General features: G+C 55.3%; 14 protein-coding genes. 4 read left to right on the top strand and 10 right to left on the bottom strand.

The window, feature by feature from the left end; all coding sequences use genetic code 11:
- Positions 1-41: 41 nt before the first annotated feature.
- Positions 42-887, bottom strand: coding sequence for an ABC transporter substrate-binding protein (locus GV001_RS11960; RefSeq protein ID WP_160080069.1), 846 nt, complete (start codon positions 885-887; stop codon positions 42-44).
- A 239-nt stretch (positions 888-1,126) separates the two neighbouring features.
- Entirely contained in the window at positions 1,127-2,038 is a 912-nt protein-coding gene (locus tag GV001_RS11955) for a LysR family transcriptional regulator (protein ID WP_160080067.1), read from the bottom strand.
- Between the two features lie 100 nt (positions 2,039-2,138).
- Here GV001_RS11955 and GV001_RS11950 point away from each other — a divergent pair, with 100 nt between their 5' ends.
- The 4 genes from GV001_RS11950 to GV001_RS11935 all read left to right on the top strand — a co-directional run bounded on the left by GV001_RS11950 (position 2,139) and on the right by GV001_RS11935 (position 7,776).
- Positions 2,139-3,485 (top strand): aspartate aminotransferase family protein, encoded by a 1,347-nt coding sequence (locus tag GV001_RS11950; RefSeq protein WP_160080065.1) that lies wholly within the window; start codon positions 2,139-2,141, stop codon positions 3,483-3,485.
- Between the two features lie 111 nt (positions 3,486-3,596).
- The gene (locus GV001_RS11945) at positions 3,597-5,093 is read left to right on the top strand and encodes a CoA-acylating methylmalonate-semialdehyde dehydrogenase (protein ID WP_160080063.1); all 1,497 of its coding nucleotides are present in this window, start codon (positions 3,597-3,599) and stop codon (positions 5,091-5,093) included.
- 375 nt (positions 5,094-5,468) lie between these two features.
- On the top strand, positions 5,469-6,932 hold the full coding sequence (locus GV001_RS11940) for a sodium:alanine symporter family protein (RefSeq protein WP_160080054.1): 1,464 nt from the start codon (positions 5,469-5,471) through the stop codon (positions 6,930-6,932).
- Between the two features lie 139 nt (positions 6,933-7,071).
- The gene (locus tag GV001_RS11935; protein ID WP_160080052.1) at positions 7,072-7,776 is read left to right on the top strand and encodes an SDR family oxidoreductase; all 705 of its coding nucleotides are present in this window, start codon (positions 7,072-7,074) and stop codon (positions 7,774-7,776) included.
- Positions 7,777-7,866: 90 nt separating this feature from the next.
- Here the strand turns inward: GV001_RS11935 and GV001_RS11930 are convergent, their stop codons facing one another.
- From GV001_RS11930 to GV001_RS11895, 8 genes are all read right to left on the bottom strand, one after another.
- Complete coding sequence (locus GV001_RS11930; protein ID WP_160080050.1) at positions 7,867-9,075, bottom strand: diaminopropionate ammonia-lyase; 1,209 nt, start codon at positions 9,073-9,075, stop codon at positions 7,867-7,869.
- Between the two features lie 77 nt (positions 9,076-9,152).
- A complete protein-coding gene (locus GV001_RS11925) occupies positions 9,153-10,406 on the bottom strand; it encodes a Zn-dependent hydrolase (RefSeq protein ID WP_160080048.1) in 1,254 nt (417 codons plus the stop codon).
- 357 nt (positions 10,407-10,763) lie between these two features.
- On the bottom strand, positions 10,764-12,476 hold the full coding sequence (locus GV001_RS11920) for a DEAD/DEAH box helicase (protein ID WP_160080046.1): 1,713 nt from the start codon (positions 12,474-12,476) through the stop codon (positions 10,764-10,766).
- 40 nt (positions 12,477-12,516) lie between these two features.
- Positions 12,517-17,646, bottom strand: a complete 5,130-nt coding sequence (locus GV001_RS11915; protein WP_160080044.1) for a RecQ family ATP-dependent DNA helicase — start codon at positions 17,644-17,646, stop codon at positions 12,517-12,519.
- Positions 17,647-17,761: 115 nt separating this feature from the next.
- Entirely contained in the window at positions 17,762-19,201 is a 1,440-nt protein-coding gene (locus tag GV001_RS11910) for a hypothetical protein (protein WP_160080042.1), read from the bottom strand.
- A complete protein-coding gene (locus GV001_RS11905) occupies positions 19,198-24,252 on the bottom strand; it encodes an AAA domain-containing protein (protein ID WP_160080040.1) in 5,055 nt (1,684 codons plus the stop codon). The genes GV001_RS11910 and GV001_RS11905 overlap by 4 nt, the downstream gene beginning before the upstream one ends.
- Positions 24,253-24,430: 178 nt before the next feature.
- Positions 24,431-24,616 (bottom strand): AlpA family phage regulatory protein, encoded by a 186-nt coding sequence (locus tag GV001_RS11900; RefSeq protein WP_178091858.1) that lies wholly within the window; start codon positions 24,614-24,616, stop codon positions 24,431-24,433.
- Between the two features lie 339 nt (positions 24,617-24,955).
- Entirely contained in the window at positions 24,956-25,858 is a 903-nt protein-coding gene (locus tag GV001_RS11895; RefSeq protein WP_160080036.1) for a hypothetical protein, read from the bottom strand.
- Positions 25,859-25,860: the final 2 nt, after the last annotated feature.

Raw genomic sequence — 25,860 nt, 5'->3', positions numbered from 1 at the left:
AGACCTACCCACTACAGGTAGGCCTCGGGCCTATGCGGTGGTTACTGGGCGGGTTTTGCGGCGGCGTTGACTTCGGCAGAAGCCTTGTCGACGAGCGCTTCAATCTCGCCAGTCTCGCGGCGCTGGGTCAGGTAGATATTCAGTACCTCAAGGTCAGCGGCAGAGATATCGCGGCGCAGACCGAAAGAGACGCCCTGCTTGGCCAGGGCTGGCTCGGGCAGAACTTCTTTGGTCCAATCGGGGTTGGCCAGGGCGAACAGGTGGTTGGTGTCGTTGGCGTCTACCAGTACGTCGGCACGGCGCGACATGACCGCCAAGCGAGTCTCATCCATGCCAGGCAGACGCATGATCTTGCCGTTCTTCACCGCTGCAGAAATCAATTTATCCCCAGCAGTACCGGACATCACGGCAAAGGTCACACCCTCCTTGTCATAATCAGCGACGCTGTTACCGGCACCGGCAAATTTGGGGTTGTCCTTGTTGACCAACAGGGAGACCTGGTAGTCGGTGGCTGGCACCGAGAAAGCTACTGCCAGCGCGCGCTCTGGGGTCTGATTGAGGGCCATGGCCAGATCCCACTTGCTGCTCTGCAGGCCGGCGACGAGGTTATCCCAGCTGGTGTCAACGAAGTCGACCTTGACCTTCAGCACCTTCTCGCCGAAGTCGCGGCAGAGATCCACGAAGTAACCACTGTATTGACCGCTAGCTGCGTCACGCATGACGTAGGGAGCCGCCACCGCTGCGCCGCAGCGCAGTACGCCAGCCGCTTGAATATCTTTCCAGACTTGTGTCTCGGCCGCCTGAACTGGGGCCTGAGCGAGCAATGCGCCGACTGCAGCAGCGCTGGCGATCACATTGCGGATGGAGCGTGGGAAAAACCGAGCCATGTTGCACCTCACCGATAACGTTGTTTTTGTTGGCAGAAGTAAGAGCGAACGATTTAGCGCTGTTTCTGTGTACCGATCTGAATGCCATAATGTGTGCAGCGCTGCATGCAGATTAGGGCTGGCCAAAACTCGCTGTCAACACGGCGCATAGTTTTTTTTCAAATTAATGACCAACAAGTCGAGCCGAAATGGAATCAGCTCAACTTGCAGAATGAGGGGGATTTAGGGGTGGGCAGGGTTTAGCGGGTGAGTTCAAGCGCCGCAAGAAAGCGCTCTAGAATGATGTTTTGACGGCGCCCCTTGCGGACTGCGACAGCCAACTTGGAATCAAAGAACAGACGATCTGGGTTCAAAGGGGCCATCAGCCCTTTCTCCACCCAAGACGCTGCGTAGTGGTCCGGCAGAAAGCCAATGTAGCTGCCAGTCAGGATGAGAAAGGCGATTCCCTCTCGGTCGGTGGCGGTAGCGGCGAAATTGAGGGACTGGTGAAGACCAATGGCCTCCGCGCCCATCCGGTAACTCGGCACCACAGCGTCCGCACTTCTCAGATCTTCATGGCTAACCTCGGCCGCACGCGGGAAGAGCGGGTGCTCATGACTGCAGTAGAGGTTCGAGCGCTCCTCGTAGAGCAGGCTGTACTCAAGACCCGAGAGCGGCGTGATCAGCGGCACAGCGCCCACGTGTAAGCGCCCATCAAGAAGGCCGCGCTCAATCTCGCCGGGGGTACTCATGCTGAGGTTGATTTTGACTCCAGGGCCCTGAGCACGCACGGCCTTGAGAGCCCGAGTGATGCGCATCTTGGGCTGGGTCACCAGGTTATTGACGATGCCGACATTGAGGTCGCCGCGCAGCTGCTGATGCATCTGATTGACCTCACTGCGAAAGCCTTCGATAGCTACCAGCACGGCCTCGCCAGCACGTAGTACCTCCCGCCCTTCGTCAGTCAACGCAAACCCTGCACGCCCACGCTGGCAGAGGCGCATACCCAAGCGTTTTTCCAGATCGCTCATGTGCAGGCTGATAGCCGAGCGACTGATACCCAGTGCTCCTTCGGCCGCGGCAAAGCTGCCGCATTCGGCCACCGTTTTGAAAAGCCTGAGCAAGCGCAGCTCGAAATCGCTGACTTGGCTCAAGGGGGATTTCTTGGGCATAGGTGAGTTTTCCAAAATATAAGCATCAACAAATATAGATTTAACTCACCTATTAATTCGATACAAGCTGATTGCACCAACCACTCTCAGGATGCGCACCATGAATCAGGCCCTGCAGATTCCCTCCCCACTGGCCAGCCAGCTGAAGCTGGATGCCCACTGGATGCCGTTTTCCGCCAACCGCAACTTCAAGCGTGACCCGCGCCTGATCGTCGGTGCCGACGGCAACTACTTCATCGACGACAAGGGCCGCCGCGTGTTCGACAGCCTGTCCGGCCTGTGGACCTGTGGCGCCGGGCACAACCGTAAGGAAATCCAGGAAGCCGTGGCCAAGCAGCTCGGCACCCTCGACTACGCCCCGGGCTTCCAGTACGGCCACCCGCTGTCCTACCAGCTGGCCGAGAAGATCACCGAGCTGACCCCGGCCGGCCTCGACCACGTGTTCTACACCGACTCTGGCTCCGAGTGCGCCGACACTGCGGTGAAGATGGCCCGTGCCTACTGGCGCCTGAAAGGCCAGCCGAGCAAGACCAAGTTCATCGGCCGTGCCCGTGGCTACCACGGCGTCAACATCGCCGGTACCAGCCTCGGCGGCATCGGTGGCAACCGCAAGATGTTCGGCCAGATGATGGACGCCGACCACCTGCCGCACACCCTGCAGTCGCACCTGGCCTTCACCAAAGGCATGGCCGCCACCGGCGGCGTGGAGCTGGCCAACGAGCTGCTCAAGCTGATCGAACTGCACGACGCCTCGAACATCGCCGCGGTGATCGTCGAGCCGATGTCCGGTTCCGCCGGCGTCATCGTGCCGCCCACCGGCTACCTGCAGCGCCTGCGCGAGATCTGCACCCAGCACAACATCCTGCTGATCTTCGACGAAGTGATCACCGCCTACGGCCGCATGGGCAAGTGGACCGGCTCCGAGTACTTCGGCGTGGTGCCGGACATCATGAACACCGCCAAGCAGGTCACCAACGGTGCCATCCCGCTGGGCGCGGTGATCGCCTCCAGCGAGATCTACAACACCTTCATGCAGCAGGCGATTCCCGAGCACCTGGTCGAGTTCGGCCACGGCTACACCTACTCCGGCCACCCGGTAGCCTGCGCCGCCGGCCTGGCGACCCTGGAGCTGCTGCAGCGCGACCACCTGATCGAGCAGTCGGCCGCCCTGGCGCCGGTATTCGAAGAGAAGCTGCATGGCCTCAAGGGCAGCAAGAATGTTATCGACATCCGCAACTGCGGCCTGGCCGGCGCGATCCAGATCGCCCCGCGTGACGGCGACGGCGTGATTCGCCCGTTCGAGGCCGGCATCAAGCTGTGGAACGCCGGTTTCTACGTGCGCTTCGGTGGCGACACCCTGCAGTTCGGGCCGACCTTCAACACCCAACCCGAGCAGCTGGACACCCTGTTCAACGCCGTCGGCGATGTACTGAACAGCCTGGATTGATGCGCGCGCCCTCTCCTGTTCCCGGGAGAGGAGAGCCTCTTAAGCGGATACGAAACCTTGTGAACCAGCCCAAGCTCGTTCACCCAACGAACGACCAACGAGGAACACTCCATGACCATCGTTAACCACCTGATCCATGGCGAACTGACTCCCGGCACTGGCCGCAGCGCCGATGTATTCAACCCGTCCACCGGCGCCATCACCAAGAAAGTCGCCCTAGCTGACCGCGCAACCATGCAGCTGGCCATCGACTCCGCCAAGAGCGCCTTCCCGACCTGGCGCAACACCCCGCCGGCCAAGCGCGCCCAGGTAATGTTTCGCTTCAAGCAACTACTGGAGCAGCACGAAGCGACCATCGCCAAGCTGATCAGCGAAGAACACGGCAAGACACTGGAAGACGCCGCCGGTGAACTCAAGCGCGGTATCGAAAACGTCGAGTTCGCCTGTGCCGCCCCGGAAATCCTCAAGGGCGAATACAGTCGTAATGCCGGTCCGAGTATCGACGCGTGGAGCGACATGCAACCTATCGGCGTGGTTGCCGGTATTACTCCATTTAACTTCCCAGCCATGGTGCCGCTGTGGATGTATCCGCTGGCAATCGTCTGCGGCAACTGCTTCATTTTGAAGCCGTCCGAGCGTGACCCAAGCTCTACTCTTTATATCGCCCAACTGCTGCAAGAAGCTGGTCTGCCTAAGGGCGTGCTGAACGTGGTGCACGGTGACAAAGTCGCGGTGGATGCGCTGATCGAAGCGCCGGAAGTCAAAGCCCTGAGCTTTGTCGGCTCCACGCCGATTGCCGAGTACATCTACAGCGAAGGCACCAAGCGCGGTAAGCGCGTACAGGCCCTGGGCGGCGCAAAGAACCACGCGGTGCTGATGCCCGACGCCGACTTGGACAACGCCGTCAGCGCACTGATGGGCGCAGCCTACGGCTCCTGCGGCGAGCGCTGCATGGCCATCTCGGTAGCCGTGTGCGTGGGTGATCAGATCGCCGATGCGCTGGTCGAGAAAATCGTGCCGCAAATCAAGGCGCTGAAAATCGGCGCCGGCACCAATTGTGGTCTGGACATGGGCCCACTGGTTACCGCGGCTGCGCGTGACAAGGTCAAAGGCTATATCGATGCCGGTGTCGCCCAAGGCGCCAGCCTGGTGGTCGACGGACGTGACCTGGTCGTAGCAGGCCATGAGAATGGCTACTTCGTCGGCGGCACCCTGTTCGACAAGGTGACCCCGGAGATGACCATCTACACCGACGAAATCTTCGGCCCAGTGCTGTGCATCGTCCGCGTCGGCAGCCTGGAAGAAGCCATGCAACTGATCAACGACCACGAGTACGGCAACGGCACCTGCATCTTCACCCGCGACGGTGAAGCGGCGCGCCTGTTCTGCGACGAGATCGAAGTCGGCATGGTCGGCGTCAACGTACCGCTGCCGGTGCCGGTGGCCTACCACAGCTTCGGCGGCTGGAAGCGCTCGCTGTTCGGCGACCTGCACGCCTACGGCCCAGACGGTGTGCGCTTCTACACCCGCAAAAAAGCCATCACCCAGCGCTGGCCCAAGCGTGCTTCTCATGAAGCCGCGCAGTTCGCCTTCCCCAGCAATGGCTAAGCCTCAGCCGCAAATCTGAGTAACGAGTACGAGCATCAGCGAGACAAATTGTGTCGGGCTTTTTAGTTTCGTTGCCGCTCGCACCCACAGGGCCACTTCGGTGGCCCTGTGGCTTCTTAAAGTGAAGACAGACCGCCCCGATACGATTACGAAGCAAAGACCGTTCAATCGGTGGCAGAGCCGTTGATCTGATGGTTATTTCTGCAACGACCGAACGCGATAACGCTACGTTGGCCTCCGCTACCCTGAAAGAAACGGCCACCAGGACACCACGACGTGGACCCCATCATTGGCTGGTAGTTGAGATGACAGCCGCCTGTTCCTTGTATGGTCCTGTCGAGCAAAACGAAAAAACAAATATAAGAGGCGTATGAAATGGAAGAAGTGGTAGGCAGGCTTAATGGCTATGTCTGGAGTTCCGCGCTGGTTTATTCCTTCCTCGGGCTTGGCTTGCTTTACTCCGCGGTGACGCGCTTTGTACAAGTCCGGTTGTTCAAGGACATGGTGAAACTGGCTTTCCAAGGTGGCGACTCCCGGGCCGGTGTCAGCTCATTTGCGGCATTCTCCATGTCCCTAGGTAGCCGTGTCGGCACCGGCAATGTAGCGGGGGTGGCCACCGCTATCGCACTGGGCGGCCCTGGCGCAGTGTTCTGGATGTGGGTAGCCGCGTTCCTCGGCAGTGCAACTTCATTTATTGAAATCACCCTGACCCAGACCTACAAAACCAAAGTCAACGGCCAATACCGTGGCGGTACGCCGTACTACATTGCCAAAGGCTTGAAGATGAAGTGGCTGGCGATAATTTCCGCCGCCCTGACTCTTGTCGTCATGAGTTGTCTGTGGCCTGGCGTGCAGGCCAACACTGTCGCGCTGTCAGTGGAGAAAGCCTTCGGTATCGAACCTTCTGTTACGGGCATTGCTATCGCCTGCCTGCTCGCGCTGATCATACTTGGCGGCACCAAGCGAATCGCCAAAGCCGCCGAGATCATGGTTCCGTTTATGGCCATCGGCTATATCCTGGCCTGCGTCTTTATCCTGGTTTTCAACCTTGGTCAGGTGCCGGAAGCTTTCTCACTTATCTTCAGCAGCGCCTTCGGCCTGGACGCCACATTCGGCGGCCTGATTGGCTCAGCCATTGCGATGGGGGTACAGCGCGGCGTCTACTCCAATGGTGCGGGTATCGGCAGCGAAACGTTCGAGTCCGGTGCGGCCGAGGTCTCCCACCCCGTAAAACAAGGCCTGGTGCAGGCATTCTCGGTCTACATCGACACCCTGCTGATCTGCACGGCCACAGCCTTGATGATCCTGGTGACCGGCATGTATGACGTGAAGCCGGTCGGCATGGCACCGATCATCGAAAACATTGGCACGCAGCCCTCGCTTTACACGCAGATGGCGATTGAGTCTGCACTGCCGGGACTTGGCGAGATCTTCCTGGCCGCCGCCTTGTTTTTCTTCTGTTTCACCACGCTGCTCTCCTACTACTACAAAGCCGAAACCTGCCTGGCGTTTCTGGTGGGCAACTCACGCACGACCTATCTGCTGGCCAGCAGTGCATTAAAGCTGTTCCTGCTGCTTGCCATCGTCCATGGCAGCATCAAGACAGCCGCAGCGGTATGGGCCCTCGGTGACCTTGGCATGGGCTTGATGGCCTGGGTCAACCTGACGGTCATCTTCTTCCTGACCCGTCCGGCACTCAAAGCCCTGAAGGATTATGAGCAACAGAAAAAAGCCGGCAAGAACCCGACCTTCACCCCCAACAGCATTGGCCTGAAAGGCGCAGACTTCTGGGAGCATGAGTACCAGAGCAATGACAGCGCCCCCCTGCAGCGCTGCTGAGCGCACGCGCAATGGGCAACAGATGAAAATTACTGCAAACAAAGGACGGTAACCCGCTGCCCTATTGGTAACGGCTATGCGCTCCATACCCGTTACCGCCATACCACTCGGACAACCCTTCAGATCAGGAGAACTCCAAATGCCAGCAGACAAAGTCGCCATTATCACTGCCGGTGGCAGTGGAATGGGTGCTGCCGCCGCCCGCAAACTTGCAGAGGACGGCTGTCGCGTGGCGATTCTGTCGTCATCGGGCAAGGGCGAAGCACTTGCCAAAGAGCTGGGTGGCATCGGCGTGACAGGCTCGAACCAATCCAACGAGGACCTCAAGCATCTGGTCGATCAAGTAGTCGAGCAATGGGGGCGCATCGATGTGCTGGTCAATAGCGCTGGCCATGGCCCGCGCGGGCCGATCCTTGAGATATCTGATGAGGACTGGATACGCGGCATGGACACCTACCTGATGAACGTTATTCGCCCCACCCGGCTGGTTGCGCCCATCATGCAGCAGCAGAAAAACGGCGTGATTATCAACATCTCAACCGCCTGGGCGTTCGAGCCGAGCGAGATGTTCCCGACCTCGGCAGTTTTCCGCGCTGGCCTGGCCTCGTTCACCAAGATTTTTGCCGACACCTATGCAGCAGACAATGTGCGCATGAACAACGTGCTGCCAGGCTGGATCGACAGCCTGCCCGAAACTGAGGTGCGAAGAGAAAGCGTGCCTATGAAGCGCTATGGAAGCAGCGAGGAAATCGCCGCTACCATAAGTTTTTTGGCTTCTGCCGGAGCTGGCTATATCACAGGGCAAAATCTCCGCGTGGATGGCGGCCTGACCCGCGCCGTCTGATATCCGCCTGCAGCGCATCGCGGCGCACCAGTATCGACAGAGGCAATTTCGAACATGGCGCAGCTAAACTCGCTGCGCCATGGTTCAGGCTCAACGCCCCTGCAGCCACACCAGTTGCCGCGCCAGCACCGACTGGGCCGACTCGCCCACCAGCGCGCGATAGACGCCCGGCGCAGTAGCACCTTCGGTGTTGATAACCAGGATGCGAGATCCGCTATTCAACCCTACCTGCTCTGCCAGCTGTGGATCGTTGTCCAGGCCGATCAGCCCCGCGAGCCCGGCCACGCCCGACTCACCAGATACAACCGGAATATCGCTGGCGCTGCCGACGGCGATGCGGCGCATGGCGCTGACCGCCTGTTCATCCTCGATGGTCATAAAAAAATCGACGCAGGGCTGCAGGAACTTCCATGCCAGCGGCGAGGTTTCACCACAGGCCAAGCCCGCCATCACCGAATCCACGGAGCCGGTGGCCTTGGCTGCCTGGCCTGCTATGGCACTCTGGTACAAGCAGTCGGCCTGCACCGGTTCGACCACGACGAAGGTCGGCCGTTCGGCGCCATATAGCTCCCAAAGGTAGCTTGCGATACCTGCCGCCATGCCGCCGACGCCACCCTGCAGGAACACATGAGTAATGCGTTGGGACAACACCTCGACGATCTCGGCCGAGATGGTGCCGTAGCCCTGCATCACGTCACGAGGAATTTCCTCGTAACCGTCGTAAGAAGTGTCGGAAACCACCAGCCAGTCGTTCTTAACGGCAAGCGCGGCCGCCTCTTCCACCGACTCATCGTAGTTGCCGCTGATGCGCACGATCTCAGCGCCGTAGGTGGCAATCGCCTCCTCACGTTCGATGCTGACATTCGCATGCAGCACAATCACGCACCGGCAACCGACGCTCTGCGCGGCGGCGGCCAGGGCGCGACCGTGGTTGCCGTCGGTAGCGCTGATCACGGTGAAGTCGGCCAGCGCGTCGCGGTACTCACCCGCCAGCAGGCCCCGGGCCTCGTAGCGCTGCTCGGGGAACTGGCGCAGAATCAGGCGCACCAGGGCAATTGGCGCACCTAGAGCCTTGAAGCTGCCCAATACCGAGCGTTCCGACTCGTCCTTGACCAGGATGTCGGCCACGCCCAGCTCGGCGGCCATATCGGGTAACGAGTAGAGCGGCGTGCCGCCGCTGTTGAGCCGCGACCAGTCGGCCAGCCAGGCGCGGCTTTCGTTGGCCTTGCGGATACTCATGATGTTCTGCAGCGCTTTAGGGTAGCTTTCCTGGGTTGCATTGGGATTGACGATCAGCATGGGGGACTCCATCGACAGGCAAGACTTGTCCCGTACCGCCAGCGATTGCGGGCGGTTTCGGGTACTGGCGTATGGGCTCAGGTGCGGTTCAGACGTTGCAGGACTACGTCCAGCAGCACCTCGGCACCCTTGAGCAGTTGCTCCTCGTCCGTATGTTCACGAGGGTTGTGGCTGATACCGCCGCGGCTGGGCACGAAGATCATGGCCGCCGGAGCGATGCGCGCGATCATCTGCGCGTCGTGCCCAGCACCGGAGGTCATACGTCTGTGACTGAAACCGAAGCGTTTGGCCGAAGCCTCGATCTCTTCGGCCAGCCCGACATCGAAGGTCACCGGCTGGAACCGCACCAAAAGCTCGGTGCCGATCTGCACCCCCTCCTCCTTGGCGATAGTCGCGAGGAACTGGCTTAGGCGCTGTTCCGCCGCCACCAGCCGCGCCTCGTCGGGGTCGCGCAGATCCACGGTGAAAGTGGCCCGACGCGCGATCACGTTGATCAAATTAGGCTCGAAGCTCATGCAGCCGGCAGTGGCCAACGTGGTGCCGCCGGATTCGCGGGCGATGGCGCGCAACTCGGCGACCACCGCGCCGGCGACGTAACCGGCGTCATGACGCAAACGGGTCGGGGTAGTGCCCGCATGGTTGGCGTTACCCTGCACCACCACCTGTTGCCAGGAAATGCCCTGCAGGTTTTCGACCACGCCGATCAGGGTGTCTTCCGCCTCAAGGATCGGCCCCTGCTCGATATGTAGCTCCAGGTATTCGTGGGGAATCACGGCACCCGGTTGAAGGTCGCCCGCGAAGCCGATACGCCTCAGCTCCTCACCCAGACGCGTGCCATCGGTGCCGACGGTGGCAAGAGCCTCCTCAACACTAAGCCCACCGGCATACACCAGCGAACCCATCATGTCCGGCTGATAGCGCACACCTTCTTCATTGGTAAAGGCACCAACGGTTATGGAGCGCGCAGGCAACATACCGGCATCGCGAAAGGCCCGCAGCACGGCGAGCCCGGCGAGCACGCCATAACAGCCATCCAGGGCGCCGGCATTGGTCACCGTGTCGATATGCGAGCCCATCATCAAGGGCGCCTGATCGCCCTGATTGGAAGCCGAGCGCAGCGTGCCGAAGATATTGCCGATGCGGTCGATACATACGTCCAGATCGAGCTCATGCATCCAGGCCACCAGTTGGTCGCGCCCGGCCTTCTCTGCGTCGGTCAGAGCGATACGCGTGCGGCCACCGTTGACCGAGTCAGCGCCGATCTCACCAAGGACGCGGATTTGCTCAAGTAGAAGTACACCATTCAGACGCGGTGCAGCACTCTTGTTCATTGGACTCTCCGACGGCAAGGGATGGGGCTCGGTCGATGAGTTAATACTATTCGCCTACGGAGAACTTAATTCTTGATTTACGGGCAATAGATGAACTTTTATTACGCCTTTGCGGCGATTTGCACGATTACATTCGGAGGCACTGCGGATTCCACGCTGACTCGGACACCCATTCCACGCACATCCGGACAGTGATTCCACGCTGATCCGGACACTCATTCCACGAGCATCCGGACACCGATTCCACGGCCATCCGGACACTTTCCAGGCACGCCGGGCACCTCAGACTAACAATGCCACTCCTGCGTCGCTGCGCTCCGACTGCCTGTCCGAATGATCGTGGAACAGGTGTCCGGATCAGCGTGGGCTGAGTGTCCGAATGGCGTGGAATCCGCACTGCAGGGGAATGTCGCGAAGGTCCCCCGTGAAACCCCGGAACATTTCCGCACGCCGAACCTGTCGTTCGATCCGCGCAGAACTCAGCGCCTCGACCAACGTATTCCAATCGGCATCCTCCGCATAGAGCCTCGCCAATGAGCGGTCTACGTCATCCACACCAGTGTTGGCGATTACTGTTGCATCGCCGAGCCTCGGATCCTGTCGCGTGAACCGACCCACGAACTGAATAGTGACCGCAACGCTTTTATGTGGGTCGTGCAGGCCGGCGATCTTGAGCTCCGGCAAATCGAAACCCTCTCCCAGCATGTCAACGCACACGATAATCCGGCTGTCGAAACGACGCAGCGCCGCAAGGCTTGCACGCCTTTCCCGTGCGGACTGGTTGCTGTGAACCAGGGCAGGATTATGTTGTGGGAACCGCCGGCTATAGAGCTGATGAAGCTCCTTGGCGCGCTCAATTGTGGAGCACCGCGCCATAGCCAAGTGGTTCAGACCAAGGCTGAGATCGTCTTGCAGAATCTCACCGAGCTTTTCGGCAATCGCGTCATCGGCCTCGGATTGATCCAGGCCAAAGATCGCCTCAAAGCGGATCGGCTTGAAGTAGCCTTCTACCTGCGCTTTCTTGAGCGGATAGGTATAGATGAACTCGCCATCGACTCGTCGCCCATCTTCTCGAAACGGAGTGGCAGTGAATTGGAAAATAGGTAATGGCAGTTCACGATCGACGAAGAGGCTGCGGAATCGCGCCCAGGTCGGAGCCGCAATGTGGTGGGCCTCATCGATGAAGAGAGCGGATGCGTGATCAGCCATACGCTCCTGGATCTGGGCGTCGGCGCGACCAGCAATCTGCATGGTCGTCACCACCACATTGGCGCTGCCGAAGATCTGATCCACTTCACCCACCGCGGTGGGAATGTGGCAAAGGCGCATTACTACTGGGTAGTCAGCTCTTGAACTGAGGCACTCCTGACGCCTGAGCACACCAAAGGTTTCAAACTTCCCGGCGATTTGCTCACGTAACGCGTCGTTCGGTACTACAACCAACAATCGCTCGAAACGCTGGTGAGCATTCAGAGCGAGCATAGTTTCCGTCTTGCCGGTACCTGTTGGCATGACAATAGTGGCAGGTGAACCTGATCGCGTGAGGTGGGCGAGCGAGGCATGCAGCGCTCCAATTTGGGGGCGGCGTAACCCTGCTGTAGCGGGCCTGTCCCCCTTAGCTGGGCGGCTTTCACGGAGTTGGAAGGCGTCGTCCCAAGAGGCCGTAATTGCTTCGAGTCTTGATTTCCGAGCAGCTGCATCGAGTGTGCTTAAGTCGATCGTGGTGTTGCCAACCCAACGGCCTTCACCTCGCTCAAGTGCCAGAGAAATTTCTGCAGGATCTGAAGCCCCAGCCACCAATAGAACCAAATCTGCATTGAGTTGAGTTGCAGTCTTAGCGCTGATAATCCTCAGAATCTCGCCGGTTTGTAAGGTCGCTTCATAGCCCGCAATTTGACGAACTGAGAACGGCCGTAACCGGCAGAGCTCACGCTTTTCTGGACTTTCAAGTTGTCGAACGGGGTTATCGAGTACCTTGCAGTTGATTGCAAAGCGCTCTGGAAGCAACAGCGATACCTCCTCGTGGAAGAGATCATCCTGAGTAGAGATAAGGGGGGCATGCGCTGTCATTAACAGTCTCCGTAATCAACTCAGGGCACGATCCCTGGCCCTATAACGCAGGCTGTGGCACGCCACAGAGCCTTGGAACAACAATCTCCCAGCGCTCGCACCTCTGCAGAGACCGATACTGCTCTTCGCTGTCCTCCAGGAAGCGGACCACGACACCAGCAACCTCACATCGCTCGACCTCAAGGTCCAGCTTAAAGGACTGAGAAGTCCGCCCGACAACTCGCCCCTGACCGTCCCGTACCAGGTAGCGCTCGCCTCGCTGTTCAAGCTTCAACTCCGCTCCAGGCTCCAAGCACCTCAGTGCTTCATGGATTGGGTCTGTTACAGGACTACGTCCAGCAAAGCCAATGTCGATGTCCTTCAAACTGAGCTGCAGATAACGCCGCTCCAAAGCTGGGTTGTAATCGCCGGTGAAGGTCTGCTGCACGATGTCAGCCGACAGACTCCCACTGAAAGGATTCGCTGCACTGAACTCACACAGAGTCAGCGTCTGCTCTGCGCGCGTCATGCCCACGTAGTACAACCGGCGCTCATCGTTAAGTCCCTCAGTCTGTACATTCCATCCACCATCAAGCAGAACGACATGCCTGAACTCTAGGCCTTTCGCTGAATGCACAGTACCTAGATACAGGCCACTCTTGGACTGCTGGCGCATCTCCCGAGCGTAGTCATAGAGCCAGTCCACGATTGCAGCACTGTTGAGCTGGCACTCACCCAGATCGAGCTGCAATTGGGTGAAAGCCTCCTGGAAAAAACTACGCCAGCTCTCACCCACCCCCGCAGACACCTGCTGCCATGCCATAGCAGCCGACAGCGCCTCATTGGTTTCTCGAAGCCGATCAACAACCGCCACGAAATCACGCTGCCGAGTGATGGGCAGCGCACTATCTTTATCCGAGGCCAGAAAGTAGGGAACTCCGGCAAGCTCGCAAAGCGCTTGAACTGGCCAGAGGTACTGATGAGTACGGGCAAGAATGGCGCATCCACTCCAGCTACCCTCTTCCAGTGCCAGCATTCGCTTGAGTTCGCCTATAGCAGCCTGCGCCTGAAGGTTGCCAACAGCTCTATCGCTGGGATCAATTGCCAATCGTGCAACCCGTCCAGAGCGACCTGGATCAAGCGCCTGCCACTGTCCCCCGAGAGGATCTGACTGGCGCTCGCGGTTGATTCGGATCGGATAGGACGCTTTCAAGCGCCCGGGGCTGTTGCCCACCAGGTGATTTGCAGCCGCAATGATGCTCTGAGTCGAACGATAGTTCTCGACGAGGTAACTGGTAGCAGCAGAGTAATCCTCGCGAAAGCGCTCGATGTAGCGGTTGTTGGTATCGCGCCAGGCGTAGATGTTCTGATCATCATCGCCTACCGCCAGAATGCACAAACGCCCTTCCTCACTGGACTGCCTACCGGCAAGCGCACTCACCAAACGGTATTGCAGAGCATCGATGTCTTGGTATTCATCAACCAGGATGTAGCGGTAGCCACGCAACAACTGCTCTCGCAGGTCGTCCTCTCCATCGGCTGTTCCCTTGCCCTCCAACAGCTCAACAGCGTCCTCCAGTACCTGTTTAAGAGCCCCCTCGTCGACAACATCCCTACGCTCAAAACGAGTGCCGGTCAGCCGCATGGCCATGCTGTGGTAAGTCATGACGCTGACGCCGTAGGCATCAGCTCCAACCAGGCTCAAGAGGCGCCTTCGTATTTCATTGGCCGCATGCCGATTGAAGGTCAACGCCACAATTGCATTGGCAGGAACCCGTCGAACACGCAGCAGGTACGCAATACGGTGAACGATTACGCGAGTTTTGCCAGACCCTGGCCCTGCCAACACCAAGCGATTAACGTCGTCGTCATCGACCACAATGAGTCGCTGTTGAGTACTCAGATCCTCAACGATGGATCTCCAGGACTCTTCACTGGTGGCATGCTTAAGCACCTCTTCGCGACCAGCGAAATAGCGCTGCAAGAAGGCATCTTTTGAGTCTGTGAAATAGTGCAGCACCAGCTCCAGCGCACTCGCCATAGCGCCGAGCGCGACCTCGGCATACTCACGCATCACATGGACCTGGATACGCTTTTCGCTGTAATGCTCATCGAGACGCAGGTAATCGTCTTTGAGGTAGCTGCCCTTCTTGTCTGCGTTTACCTCAATGGTCATTGCTCGACGCATCACAGTCATCCCGTGGTTGAGCGTCAGCACCTCCTGCTTGTGCAGGTACAACAGCACATGCTCAATTGCTCGCTGACGCTGGTTGGGGGGGATGACCTGTGAGAGCTCCAGATCCGACTCGATCACACCCACTAGCTCACCAAAGGTGGACTGCACCATCAGATCTTTGCCCTTGGAGGCCGGAGCCAGCTTTCCGATCAAGAATTGAAGTAGCTTGCTGGCAATGACTCGGCGCTTTTCACCAAAACGTTCTATCTGCGACCAGCTGTACTTACCTTGAACTTTCAGTTTGATGTAGTCGTGATTGACCTGCTTTAGCTCAAAACTGCTGCGCGGCTGACTGTTGCTTTCACGATCTTGAGAGAGGCTGCGCAGCAGGCGAAGCACTTGCAACGGGATGACATCCTCGTGTTCTAGTCTGGCTTTGAGCCCCGCCGTCAGTGCCGCGAGATTGAGATCCTGCCAACTACCATCCTCAGCATCTGGCGCCAGCTCGCTGAGTACCTCGAATAGCGTTCCCTCTAATGCCAGGGTCTGCTCCAGGCGCTGAATGGAGGCGTCCACCACCCCGTGACGCAGCAATACGGTCAGTTGGGTGTCGTTGACGAGTAGGCCCAGCTCCTCCATCTGCTTGAGGGTGCTAACAACTTCCTCAGAAGTCAGGCTGGTGAGCGACATCAGGTTGTCCGTATTCACCCGCTCATCGGCGTCGGCCTGGTAGAGGTATTTCAGAATTGCGCCGAACTCTTCACGGCGCCGCTCCGACAGATTGGCCTTGAGCAAACGCTGCTCGGCGTCCGCTTCGCTCAGACTCAGGCGCGCCGGAAAAATCTGTGTACTGTTTTCCTCTCGCTTGAGGTATTGCCCCCGCTCCAGCCAGGCAACCGCGGTTACCACTTTGGTTTCAGCATCACTGTCGTCAGCGTCGAACGAGGTCTCGACGGTCTCATCCATGAGAATCTCGCCGGCGGTGATGACCAGCTCGCCGCCCTTACGCCTGGCATACTCGAAGCGCAGCTTGCGGAGAATTTGTTGGATGTCACGGAGGCTGAGCTTGGAGCGCTCGCACAATCCAAATTGGGTCTCAATATCCTGCGAGTCATAAAGCAGCACACAGCGTGCTGCATCCTGGTCACGCCCTGCCCTGCCGGCCTCTTGAAGGTAGTTCTCCAGCGAACCAGGAATGTCTGCGTGAACTACCAGGCGGATATCGGACTTGTCGACGCCCATGCCAAAGGCATTGGTGGCGACGATGATGCGGAGCCGCCCAGCCTTGAAGTCGTCCTGGATATCCTTCTTGTCATTGGGTTCAATCCCAGCGTGGAAATGGCGGCACGGCCATCCCTGCCGGACTAGAAACTCTGAAAGCTCTTCAGCGCCCTTGCGACTTGCAACGAAAACGACCGCACCACCGTCATGGCTGCCGAGGTGATCCTCAAGCAATTGATGGGTTCTTGGCCATTTCTCGCCTCGACTACAGGGCAGCACTTCAAAGCTAAGATTCGTCCGCTCATGAGTCCCCAGGAACTGATCAAACTCAATCCCGAGACCTTCCTTGAAATGCGCACGGATATCAGCCAACACATCCGGCTTAGCCGTTGCAGTGAAGCAGCCAATGGGGGCCAGGGGTTGATTGCCTGTGTGCTCGCGAATGAAGCGCGAGGCGTACATGTAATCCGGACGGAAATCGTTGCCCCACTTCGACAAGCAGTGGGCCTCATCGAAAATCCAAGCGCCGATCTGGCGCTGGCGTATCGCACGCCGGAAAGCCTTGTTTCGGAACTGCTCAGGAGATACCAGCATAATGCCGACATCGCCCATCTGGACCTTCTCCAGCACATCCGCACGCTCAGGCATGGTCAGCAGGCCATTGAGCGTCGCAGCACACTGCACATTTCGCTCAAGAAGCCCGTCAACCTGATCCTTCATCAGCGACTGCAGAGGCGAAATGATGATGGTCAGGCTGCCGTTGCGATGAAAACGATTCAGCGCCGGCAGTTGGTAACACAGCGATTTACCACCACCGGTTGCCAGGATCGCGAGCACATGTCTGCCCTGCATGCCTGCGAGAACCACATCGTGTTGCAGGCTTTGGCCGGGGCGTTCGTAGCGGAAATCAGCAAAGCCGAAGTAGCGCTTCAGCTCATGGCGCGGGTCGTGGGTCGTGCAGCAGTAGCGGCAGTCTGAACGGCCGCAGGGAACGTCCCGGAGCTCAGTAATCAATCGCCCAACAGCAGGGAACTGATGCCGCACCCAAGGCGCAAGGACAGAGTTGCCCCCCGACACTCTCAACCACGCAAGGGCATAGGCCAAGGGCAGATGCAAATCCGTATGCTCAAGGTCCTCAGCCAGGAGAGCTTCCAGTCGAGCTCTACATACCTTCAGATCACGATCCAATGATGGATCGGTTTCCGCCAACAGACTCGGAATGAGCCGCTGCAGATCCGAAATCGGAACTGCAGTCTGCCCAGTTAGCGAAGCAAAGAATGATCCCAGATCGCTTTTTATGCTTGGGGCAAGCAATGCCTGATAGCAGAGCAGCTCAGCACGATTGGTCTCATTTAACTGCGCAAATGCATCCCGCTGATCTCTAAACAGAATCAGCGTTGAACGACAGTCTGCAAGCGGCGAGTTGAGGCTGTCCCGGATGAGTTTGTAATCCTTGACCAGCCGGTGATACGGGTTCTGCGGAAAGGCCAGGGGGGATAGTCTTAAGGTATCGATGACTGGCAGAGAATGTAGAGCAAGCGCAGGTGCCTGCTGCTTGAGGATGGGCAAGTCATGTTCGATGACGTTATGCCCCAGAAGAAAGCCAGCACCATCGGACAGCGCATCGACTTCAGCAAGAGTCTCGGGGAGATTTTTCGAGACCTTACGATCAAGCTCGACACCGAGGTCAGGCCGCGCTGCCCCGACCTTAAAGATACGATCTGGATACCCCTCCTTTCCGGGAGCGACCTCCAGATCGATGACCAAGCTCTTGGGTTGGGGAACTGATGACATCCCTGACGCGATCCCTGCTACTGCAAATGCTTGGTTGCACTTTACAACAAAAGCATGGCACGGCGTTCACAAAGCGCGGCAGTCACTGACAGCAAAGAGCGGACCATCAACACCACTACAAATTCCTGCCCAGATCTGCCAAGCCGCCCAAGTACCTTGGCTTATTCTCAAAGCTGTACTCATCAAGAACAGACCTAACTAGCCCCTCAATACTCCTCACGCGAGCTGGGTCTTCAGTAATAAATCCAAACGGAATTGGTACAGGGTAACGGTCAGGCACCACAAGATGATAGATAACAACTGCAAAACAGCCGCTCAGCATAAAGACCTCTAGAGGCGCCAAGGTTTCAGACTCGACAAAACCGTGCAAATACTCTTTCGCTTCTGCGCAATCGTTATTTGCAGCCTTTTTCGACTGCCAATCCTTGCTAGACGACAGTGGAATCAGAATCTCTGCCTCAAAAGCATGCCGGTCATTTCGTTTGCTCTTTAAACCCGCATACTCAACGAACTTACTTAAAGCTTGACCATGGCGAGAGCTTTTACCCCACAATCCATGGGAGCACGGAGCGAGCCAGGTAAGTCTGGTAGCAACTTCACGCTCAGAATCAGAAATTTTATCATGGTGCTTTTTCAATAACGAACACACCTGATCCCAATTTCTATTCAGCTGTAGGGATCCATAAATTCTTACGTCACCACGGCGATCATCTAAGCCAAACGACAAAGCACGTTGAGCAACTCCTCTGAAATCCATCACTCCACTCGAAAGAGCATCAATCGTTTCTGGATCGCCTAACTTATCTGCCAGTCGAACAACATCATCGAAATTTTCATGTCCATTTAGGCTATGCAGCATAGATGCACGACGACCAATATATTCCTCCTCCTCGGCTATTCCTTTTTTCACCTCGAAACTCAAATCGAGACTATCAACATCAAGGCACAACGCTTCCTCAACAAGAAAGCACACGTCTGAGCTTTTCCTCACGTCGCTTATTTTGTACAACTCCGGAACAGAGTCTTGCTGATCCTTCCCTGTCAAATCCCCGCGACGAAATATCTCATGCAAATTATTCTGAAATGCACCGACCGCCCTTTGCTGTGAAACAGCCCTAACTTCAACACCGGCATCTAGAAGAACTGCTCGCCTTGTACTTGCCGATGGAATTTTCCCCCCAAGATAGGAGAACGTTAGCAAGTCAAAAGTGAATGATCGCCGATAGTCCTGCCTAGACCTGACACTGGGAGAGTCTTCATTTCCTGAAAAGAGTCGAAGTCCTTTTTCTGAAAGACTAATCCGCCCATCTGGCTGGACAGAAACCTCTCCCTTCTGGAAAAAGGGTGTCAGTGCCGCACTCAACTCTTTCGAAGTGAAACCGAAGTATCTAGCTATATCAGCCGACATCAAAGGGGAGACTTTCAACAAACGCAGCAAGAACTCAGAAACGAATGGAAGCCCCCCCTTCTCAATCAGAGAATACTCAATTCTGAACTGCTGCGCTGGCACACAGACATCAACTTCAAACAAAACCAAAGCTTCACCAGCCATCATGCAGCTCCTTTTGCATTTACTACCGACGTAATCCTGTAGCGCTCACCATCCTGACGCTCTTGAATATAAGTGGCAACTTTACCCAACGGCAGATCCGCGTTCCGTCCTGCCCACATACTCATGTCACCGACAATAACCAAACGATCCATGGCTCGGGACATTGCCACATTTATTCGATTCGGCAACCGCAAGAAGCCTGGAGAAAGGTCTGCAGAGGATCGCGTCAGAGAAACAATGACAATGCGGTTTTCTTTTCCTTGGTAACTATCAACAGTGTCAATCTTGACCAATTTCTTGAAATCTTCCGACCATGTTTTCTCGGCAAACTTTTTACGAACCAACTTCTTCTGCTCAGAATACATGCAGATGATCCCAATAGGAGGCTCCATGGTTTCCGTCATTTCCTCAACTAATGCCGAGCTGAATTCCATGTCACTTTCAATATCTTTGAGCATCCTAATAATTGAGTTTGCCTCAGCATGGTTTACCAAGCTGGTACTACCTTGCTGCTCCAAGTGATTAGCTTGTTTCCCGAGAACGCCCGTATCCAACCAAGTTACGATTGAACCGATAACATCTGGGGCATTCGAAAAGCATTCCGGCACAGGCCGCGCACCAGTCATTAGTTCACCACCGTAGAAAACCTCCGAAACCAGATCCCCGATCGGTGGCTGCATACGGTACTGAACCTTAAGTGTGGCACTGACACCTCGGCCATAAGCAGACTCAAAAGCGCGCTCGAAATCGCTCCGCATGATCCGCCGAAACTCGTCTGACTGACTATGCAGTCCCAAATCACGGGCGATGGCCTTGAGATGCTCGTCTGCATAGGTTGGAGGAAGCTGCCGATGATCCCCTACCAACAGAATTCGGCTTCCCACCTGCATGGCAATCGCCAGCTCGCTAGGTGAAGAACGTGCAGCCTCATCGATAATGACCCAGTCAAACCGGTTTTCAGCAAGTTTCAAGTGCGGTAGACCGACGCCTACACAGGTACCGCAGACCAGTGTTCTGGCGCGCATCAGAAACTCATCGTAATTAGCGCCATCAGTGGCAATACGTTGCAGCAACTCCTCAGACAGCTTGATCAGATCCATGCAACGCTTAAATTCATGCGGCCTGACACCGTGGCTGGCGGTAACACTGGCATAGGCCTGCTCAAGCATATTCCGAGCAGTAGACTCTGGGGCTGCAGAGATACCATAGTCATTGGCAAGCGCCTCAAGCAGATCCTCTTGCATTCGACTCAGGCTTGCGGTCAATTTTTTAGACTCGAGAGTGCCCTCACCAGCATCTTGCAGATCCTTATCCAGGCGCTCAATGCTTTTGACCAGTCCATGAATCCTCGACTCAAGCTCAACCAGGCTCGCGATAAACCCGGCGCTAACCCCAAGCGAGGGGGCCATCAGAGACAAACGCCTTTTTAGTTCAGCGCTAAAGCTCGATTGTTGCTGGGTGACAATCGACTTGGAATAGACATCCTGCAACTCATCTGAGACTACCTGTTCGCGATTGCTGAAACGCACAACATCGAGATCGGTATTCAATCTGCGGCAGTGGGCACGAATGCGCTCTGCCGCAGTATTTACAGCCTCATGCGACTGGCTAACAAGAAGGATATTCCTAGCACCCTCTTCACTTATCAGGTAGTGGCAGAATGCGGCAATAAACTCAGTCTTACCGGTACCGGGTGGCCCCTGCAAAAAACCCACTGGCCCGTTTGTTATCAACTTTGAAAAAGCATCCTTCTGTGCATCGTTGAGACCAATAGTCTGCCCGCTTGAAGTCTCTCGCTGGTAGACTGCGAAACCTTCCTCAGTTGGCGGCACAGAAAATCGCTCAGGAACTATACTGCAGCCTTCGTCAAAATAATCAACCAGCCCTGTTACAACTGATTGGCGACCCAATATACGCTCTATCGCGCGCTTACGACGGGTCAGCGAGGACCTGTTCTTATTGCTTTGAAGATAGAGCACATCATCAGCTTTAATAACAGCTCTGGTTTTTCCTGAGTACACCAAACACAGAGCAGACTTTGTACTCTTACGAAGATCTATCTCACCAAGATTGATTTGCTTTTCACCATCCTTCTTAATGAGATTAATTTTATCATCAGTCTCGAACGACTCTAAAATCTCACCACTGGCTGTATATGGAATCATGAGCCCAGTTTTGTCTTTATTAAAGACAGGCTCACCCGACACCTCTAGCGTTGGCAGCCCCTCGACTTCTGTATCCATAATAGCCTTCCAGACTTTACTTGTCTGAATAGACCTCGTTTTTATCTCTGGGACATGCTCTTCATTGATATCATTGTCAGCAGCCAAATCGGTGGAGTTATGCGCACATCCGGCCTCCTGGTTTACTGAGGAAGCACAGACAGCATCCATAATACTGGCAACAAGCTCGTCGAACGCCAGATTATTCCCCATAAAGTCCGACAGCTCTTTGAGGTTACTAATATTTGCAATAACAACATTAATTTCGACATCAATTTCAAAATCTGCATTACGCTCAACCCAGTGCGGAACAGCCTCCTGCTGACTGGGCTTGAATCCCCTCACAAAGGTTTTCGAGGACTTCTCATATGCAGCTGAAAAGCTTCCGCCCACACCGCTGAACGTAACGACAGCCTGATGGGCATCCTTTACATCTGGCTTGATGCTGACAAAAAGGCGTCCATTGTCAGGATAAATTGCGAAATCTAGAGAGTCATTTCCGCGCACGGTGACTGTAATAACTTTTCTAGCTTGCTTCGGACGAAATTCACGATTAAGAGCATCACTAAATCGGTCTAGCGCAACGAAGCCTGAATCGCTCTGTAATTCCTCATTAATTGCCTTACGCAGCTCAGTCAGATCATGTTCATCTGGCTGATCCCAGTCCATTCCGAGCAACTCTACAGCCATACGCATGACAGCAAAGTTATCACGCTCGAAAGGTGTGCAGCTTTCGGCTAGAGGGCTATATCGATTATTGAAAGGTTCGCTTCCTGAAACTGTAAGGTCCGGAAGATCTAGCAGGTAAAGCTGTACGGACTGCCCGTCATCAACTGGCACTACGACTTTGATATTTCCAGGATGGAGATCTCCGTGAGTCAACTGCTGCTCATGCATACACTCAACTGCAGAAATCAAATTACGAATCAGCTCTTCGGCTCGTCGCGAGCTCAGCTGTGATAATTCGCGCCAGTGTTGGCCATCGATAAATTGTTGAACTAAAAAAGGAGTACCGCTCCTGTCATACCCAAACTGATCAATCCTAGGCAAAAATTCATAGCCACTTTTATTCAGCAGTTCTATTTTTTCAAAAAAGCTGAGCAACAACGGACCTTGCCCTGCCTGCGGAGCATCTGCATGGATCGTAGGCCATAGTTTTACAATGCAGTCACCCGACCGATAGACCTCTTTCTCAGGGGTATCAATGATTTCCTCATCCACCGGGTAAATTTTGTAAATTCTAGCGCTTGAAGCGGAAAAACGTTCAAGTTGTGACTGATCGAAAGCAAACTGCGCTGTATCTTCTGGCGTTACCTGGTTCAACTCGTCCAGCAACTCACCGGCGTTGGCGTAGCGAGAGCTTGGATTGTGCTCCACCGCCTTGGCGAGAACGCCTGAGTACCATGTATCCGAATCCAGGATGTCATCCCGAACGCTATCGATGTAATCGGCATTCAGCTTGAGAGGTAAAGACTTGGCTTGAGCCAAGTGCCAGCAAAGGAGTCCAAGCGCGAAAACGTCGCGGTGGAACGGCGTACCACCGTGACCTTCATCAGTACGATCTTCTGGAAGAGCAATAGAGCCAATACTCAGCTGATCACGACGTGGGCCAACCGTACCTGCTGGCTGATGATAGGCTGCAATGAAGTTGGACAAAGCAATGGCGCTAGATGGCGAGAACCATACGCTATGGTCCCCCAAATCACGGTGAGCGACCTTAAATCCGTGCATGGCGGCGAACTGCGCGACCAAGATCTTGGCCAACTTTACCCGTTCACTCTCCTCATAGTTCTGCGCATATCGATTGATGAATTCGTTGAGCCGGTAGTGACTTGCCGGAAGCTCGCACAGCTCAGAATATTCTTGAGTAACGGACTGCACGGAGGGGTTTCTGATAGGACGCAGACAACGTTTTGCCAACTCATGATCCCGCTGTCCCAGATAAACCAGAACATCCCGCTCCCTGGAAAGAATCTTGAAGCGCCCCTCTGGGGTTTTAGCATCTACATCATCGAGCTTATTGAAGTCCCACAATCGTAAAAGAGCACGATCGGACTTGTTATTCTCGTTTGCAGCCTCATACTCAACATAAACCTCGCCGGGATGCTTGAAAATCGGCTCCCCCTGCGCTCGGAACCCATCAACCATGAGTTCCTTCGGTTTGACACTTCCCTGATTGAGCAGCTGATCAAACACATCAAAATACTGATTCAGACCTGCCGCCTCGGGATGCGGGCGAAACCTATTATTAAATTGACGCTCGTTGGCCAGCTTCAAGAAGTCATCGAGATGCATTACATGCTCGCGCTCATTGTCGGGTAGCTGATCAAACGTACACTTACCGCTCAAGACCACGCAAAATTTGATATTTGGCACAATGCCCTTCGGGAATTGCTGCCTAACTGCATTGAGCTTTTTCTTTAGTAGAAAGACTTTATTCTGAGTAACCGATATTGGTGAGCGATCACGCTCATCACCATTCTGGTACCACTTGCCACCATGACTGGTGATAACACCATTCCAATGCTTCAGCTCGACTATGATGACGTTCTTATGGGTTACAATGACAAGATCGAACTCGCCTTCTTTACCGCGCGAGTCTGCAAAACGAAACCCTGCATACCCCTTCCAAGGCCACATACCAGAAGGTTGATCTGCCCCCTTGCCTTTCAGAGACAGATTACTGAGCTGCTGAGCTAGAGACTTACCAGCCGTTGGCGAGGCTGCATCTGATTTTTCAGGTTGAGACACATCCTTGAATGCCTTACGCATGCTCTCGATAGCTTCGACCTCATGCCGCAGCAGGCCTCCCTCCCAGTAACGTACTTCCATTTCTAATCTCCATAACTGCCCCACCGCAGCTCATTTGGGCAGAGCAAAACTTCTGTGTAGAGCGCAGCTCTCGGATATAAAAAGACGGGACTCAGCTCGAAGGGTAAAACAATCTATCGCAAGATCGCCGCTGGCTGAATGCTAACGGCAAAATGCAAACGACCTCGCCAGCATCCAGTTACCGACGGGAATTAAGCTCTCGCAGGGCAATCCTGCCTTTGATCCACTCCTGAACCTCGGCCTCTATCCAACCGACGCGGCGGCCCACTAATGGGACAGGCTTTGGAAATTCACCCGAGCCAATCAACTTATAAATTGTGGATCTAGCGAGCCCCGTAGCCTCAATAACCGCACCTAACCGCATGATTTTCAAAGTGCGCTCCCTTCGCTATAGACAAGACAAAGAAGCATACAGAGTTAGCTTCTTCGCCATGTGGATCACCAGTCTGTTGAGCAGACTCACCTCTCAGTGCGCTAGGCATTCAAAAACTCAAATCAGAAATCGAATACCACTCTGTGGATTTTGCCAGTCTCGCAAGAAGCGCACCGGCACAAAGGATGATTACTTCGTCGTCCGTGGCCGCTACAAGGCGTATAGCAGAGTTTCCCTCGAACCTATAAGGGCGTCGGGGGTCGCCGGTTGTTGTAAAAATGGTTATAGAGAATGGATGCATGAGCCCGACTCCTCGATTCAGTTATTTACTCAGCTCTTTTGCGATCCATAGGCTTGAATTTCAGGATCGCGGAGAAGTGCCAATACTTCCTTTATTACCGAAAATTCGTCGGGCCCTGAAATTTTTTTCCTGAACCCTGGAATCACTTCACGAGATATCCCTAGGATCGTATGAACCTCAACTTCACAGGGCCTATCTAGATCATAACGAAGTGTGAAATCGATACCTTTCGGCACAAGTCTGGTAAGCGAGCGCATAAGCAAATAATTGGCGGCATCGTCTAGATAGGGCTGCCAAGGGATTACGCTGCTACGCTTCAGCTCTAAGAATATAACTCCGCTTGGCGCTGTAACTAAGACATCCACGTCATTGATGCTGAATTGCCAAGAAACAAGACTTCTCGTAAATATCTGAAAAACATCATTAAATGACTTATTGATGGCTTTCCGCTCTTCGGGCTCATCTTCTAACCTGCCTGCCCGTAATCTATTTATTTGATTCGCAAAATCCGATGGACTCTGCAGTTCTGAAAAATTATTCGGAGAGGTGGTATGGAAGGCTCCCGTTAGATTCAGATTATCTCTGCTATAGGCGACAAGATAGGTGGGTAGACCAAGAATGTAGCTCAAGTAATCTCGGATTTTCAGCACAGAAGAAGGATTAAAGGAGTCCACAGCATCCTGGCGCTCCATTTCACAGGTCAATATTACAAATGGAATTTTGTAATGCGAGGGCAACCACATCCTTCGTTCTGCCGGATCGTTTGGTGGTGTTTCATTGATCGGATGATGTCCAAATATTCGCAGCGTTAACTGACCAGTCGCACCTATTCTTTTTGAGAAGGCATCAGATCCACTCACGAAAACTTTGTCTTCCGCAGATAGCCCTTCGGTTAACCAATCTTTTCTTTTTGTTGTTGTTGATTCGCGCATTA

The organism is Pseudomonas sp. 8AS, assembly GCF_902506505.1.
Taxonomy (GTDB): domain Bacteria; phylum Pseudomonadota; class Gammaproteobacteria; order Pseudomonadales; family Pseudomonadaceae; genus Aquipseudomonas.
Note: the sequence above shows the minus strand (reverse complement) of the source record. Positions and strands in the feature narration are given on the sequence as shown.

Excerpts from the sequence above, each read along its gene's own strand:
- GV001_RS11920 (WP_160080046.1), bottom strand. The coding sequence starts at position 12,476 with ATGACAGCGCATGCCCCCCTTATCTCTACTCAGGATGATCTCTTCCAC.
- GV001_RS11915 (WP_160080044.1), bottom strand. The coding sequence starts at position 17,646 with ATGTCATCAGTTCCCCAACCCAAGAGCTTGGTCATCGATCTGGAGGTC.
- GV001_RS11940 (WP_160080054.1), top strand. The coding sequence starts at position 5,469 with ATGGAAGAAGTGGTAGGCAGGCTTAATGGCTATGTCTGGAGTTCCGCG.
- GV001_RS11905 (WP_160080040.1), bottom strand. The coding sequence starts at position 24,252 with ATGGAAGTACGTTACTGGGAGGGAGGCCTGCTGCGGCATGAGGTCGAA.
- GV001_RS11925 (WP_160080048.1), bottom strand. The coding sequence starts at position 10,406 with ATGAACAAGAGTGCTGCACCGCGTCTGAATGGTGTACTTCTACTTGAG.
- GV001_RS11930 (WP_160080050.1), bottom strand. The coding sequence starts at position 9,075 with ATGCTGATCGTCAATCCCAATGCAACCCAGGAAAGCTACCCTAAAGCG.
- GV001_RS11955 (WP_160080067.1), bottom strand. The coding sequence starts at position 2,038 with ATGCCCAAGAAATCCCCCTTGAGCCAAGTCAGCGATTTCGAGCTGCGC.
- GV001_RS11945 (WP_160080063.1), top strand. The coding sequence starts at position 3,597 with ATGACCATCGTTAACCACCTGATCCATGGCGAACTGACTCCCGGCACT.
- GV001_RS11895 (WP_160080036.1), bottom strand. The coding sequence starts at position 25,858 with ATGCGCGAATCAACAACAACAAAAAGAAAAGATTGGTTAACCGAAGGG.
- GV001_RS11900 (WP_178091858.1), bottom strand. The coding sequence starts at position 24,616 with ATGCGGTTAGGTGCGGTTATTGAGGCTACGGGGCTCGCTAGATCCACA.
- GV001_RS11960 (WP_160080069.1), bottom strand. The coding sequence starts at position 887 with ATGGCTCGGTTTTTCCCACGCTCCATCCGCAATGTGATCGCCAGCGCT.
- GV001_RS11935 (WP_160080052.1), top strand. The coding sequence starts at position 7,072 with ATGCCAGCAGACAAAGTCGCCATTATCACTGCCGGTGGCAGTGGAATG.
- GV001_RS11910 (WP_160080042.1), bottom strand. The coding sequence starts at position 19,201 with ATGATGGCTGGTGAAGCTTTGGTTTTGTTTGAAGTTGATGTCTGTGTG.
- GV001_RS11950 (WP_160080065.1), top strand. The coding sequence starts at position 2,139 with ATGAATCAGGCCCTGCAGATTCCCTCCCCACTGGCCAGCCAGCTGAAG.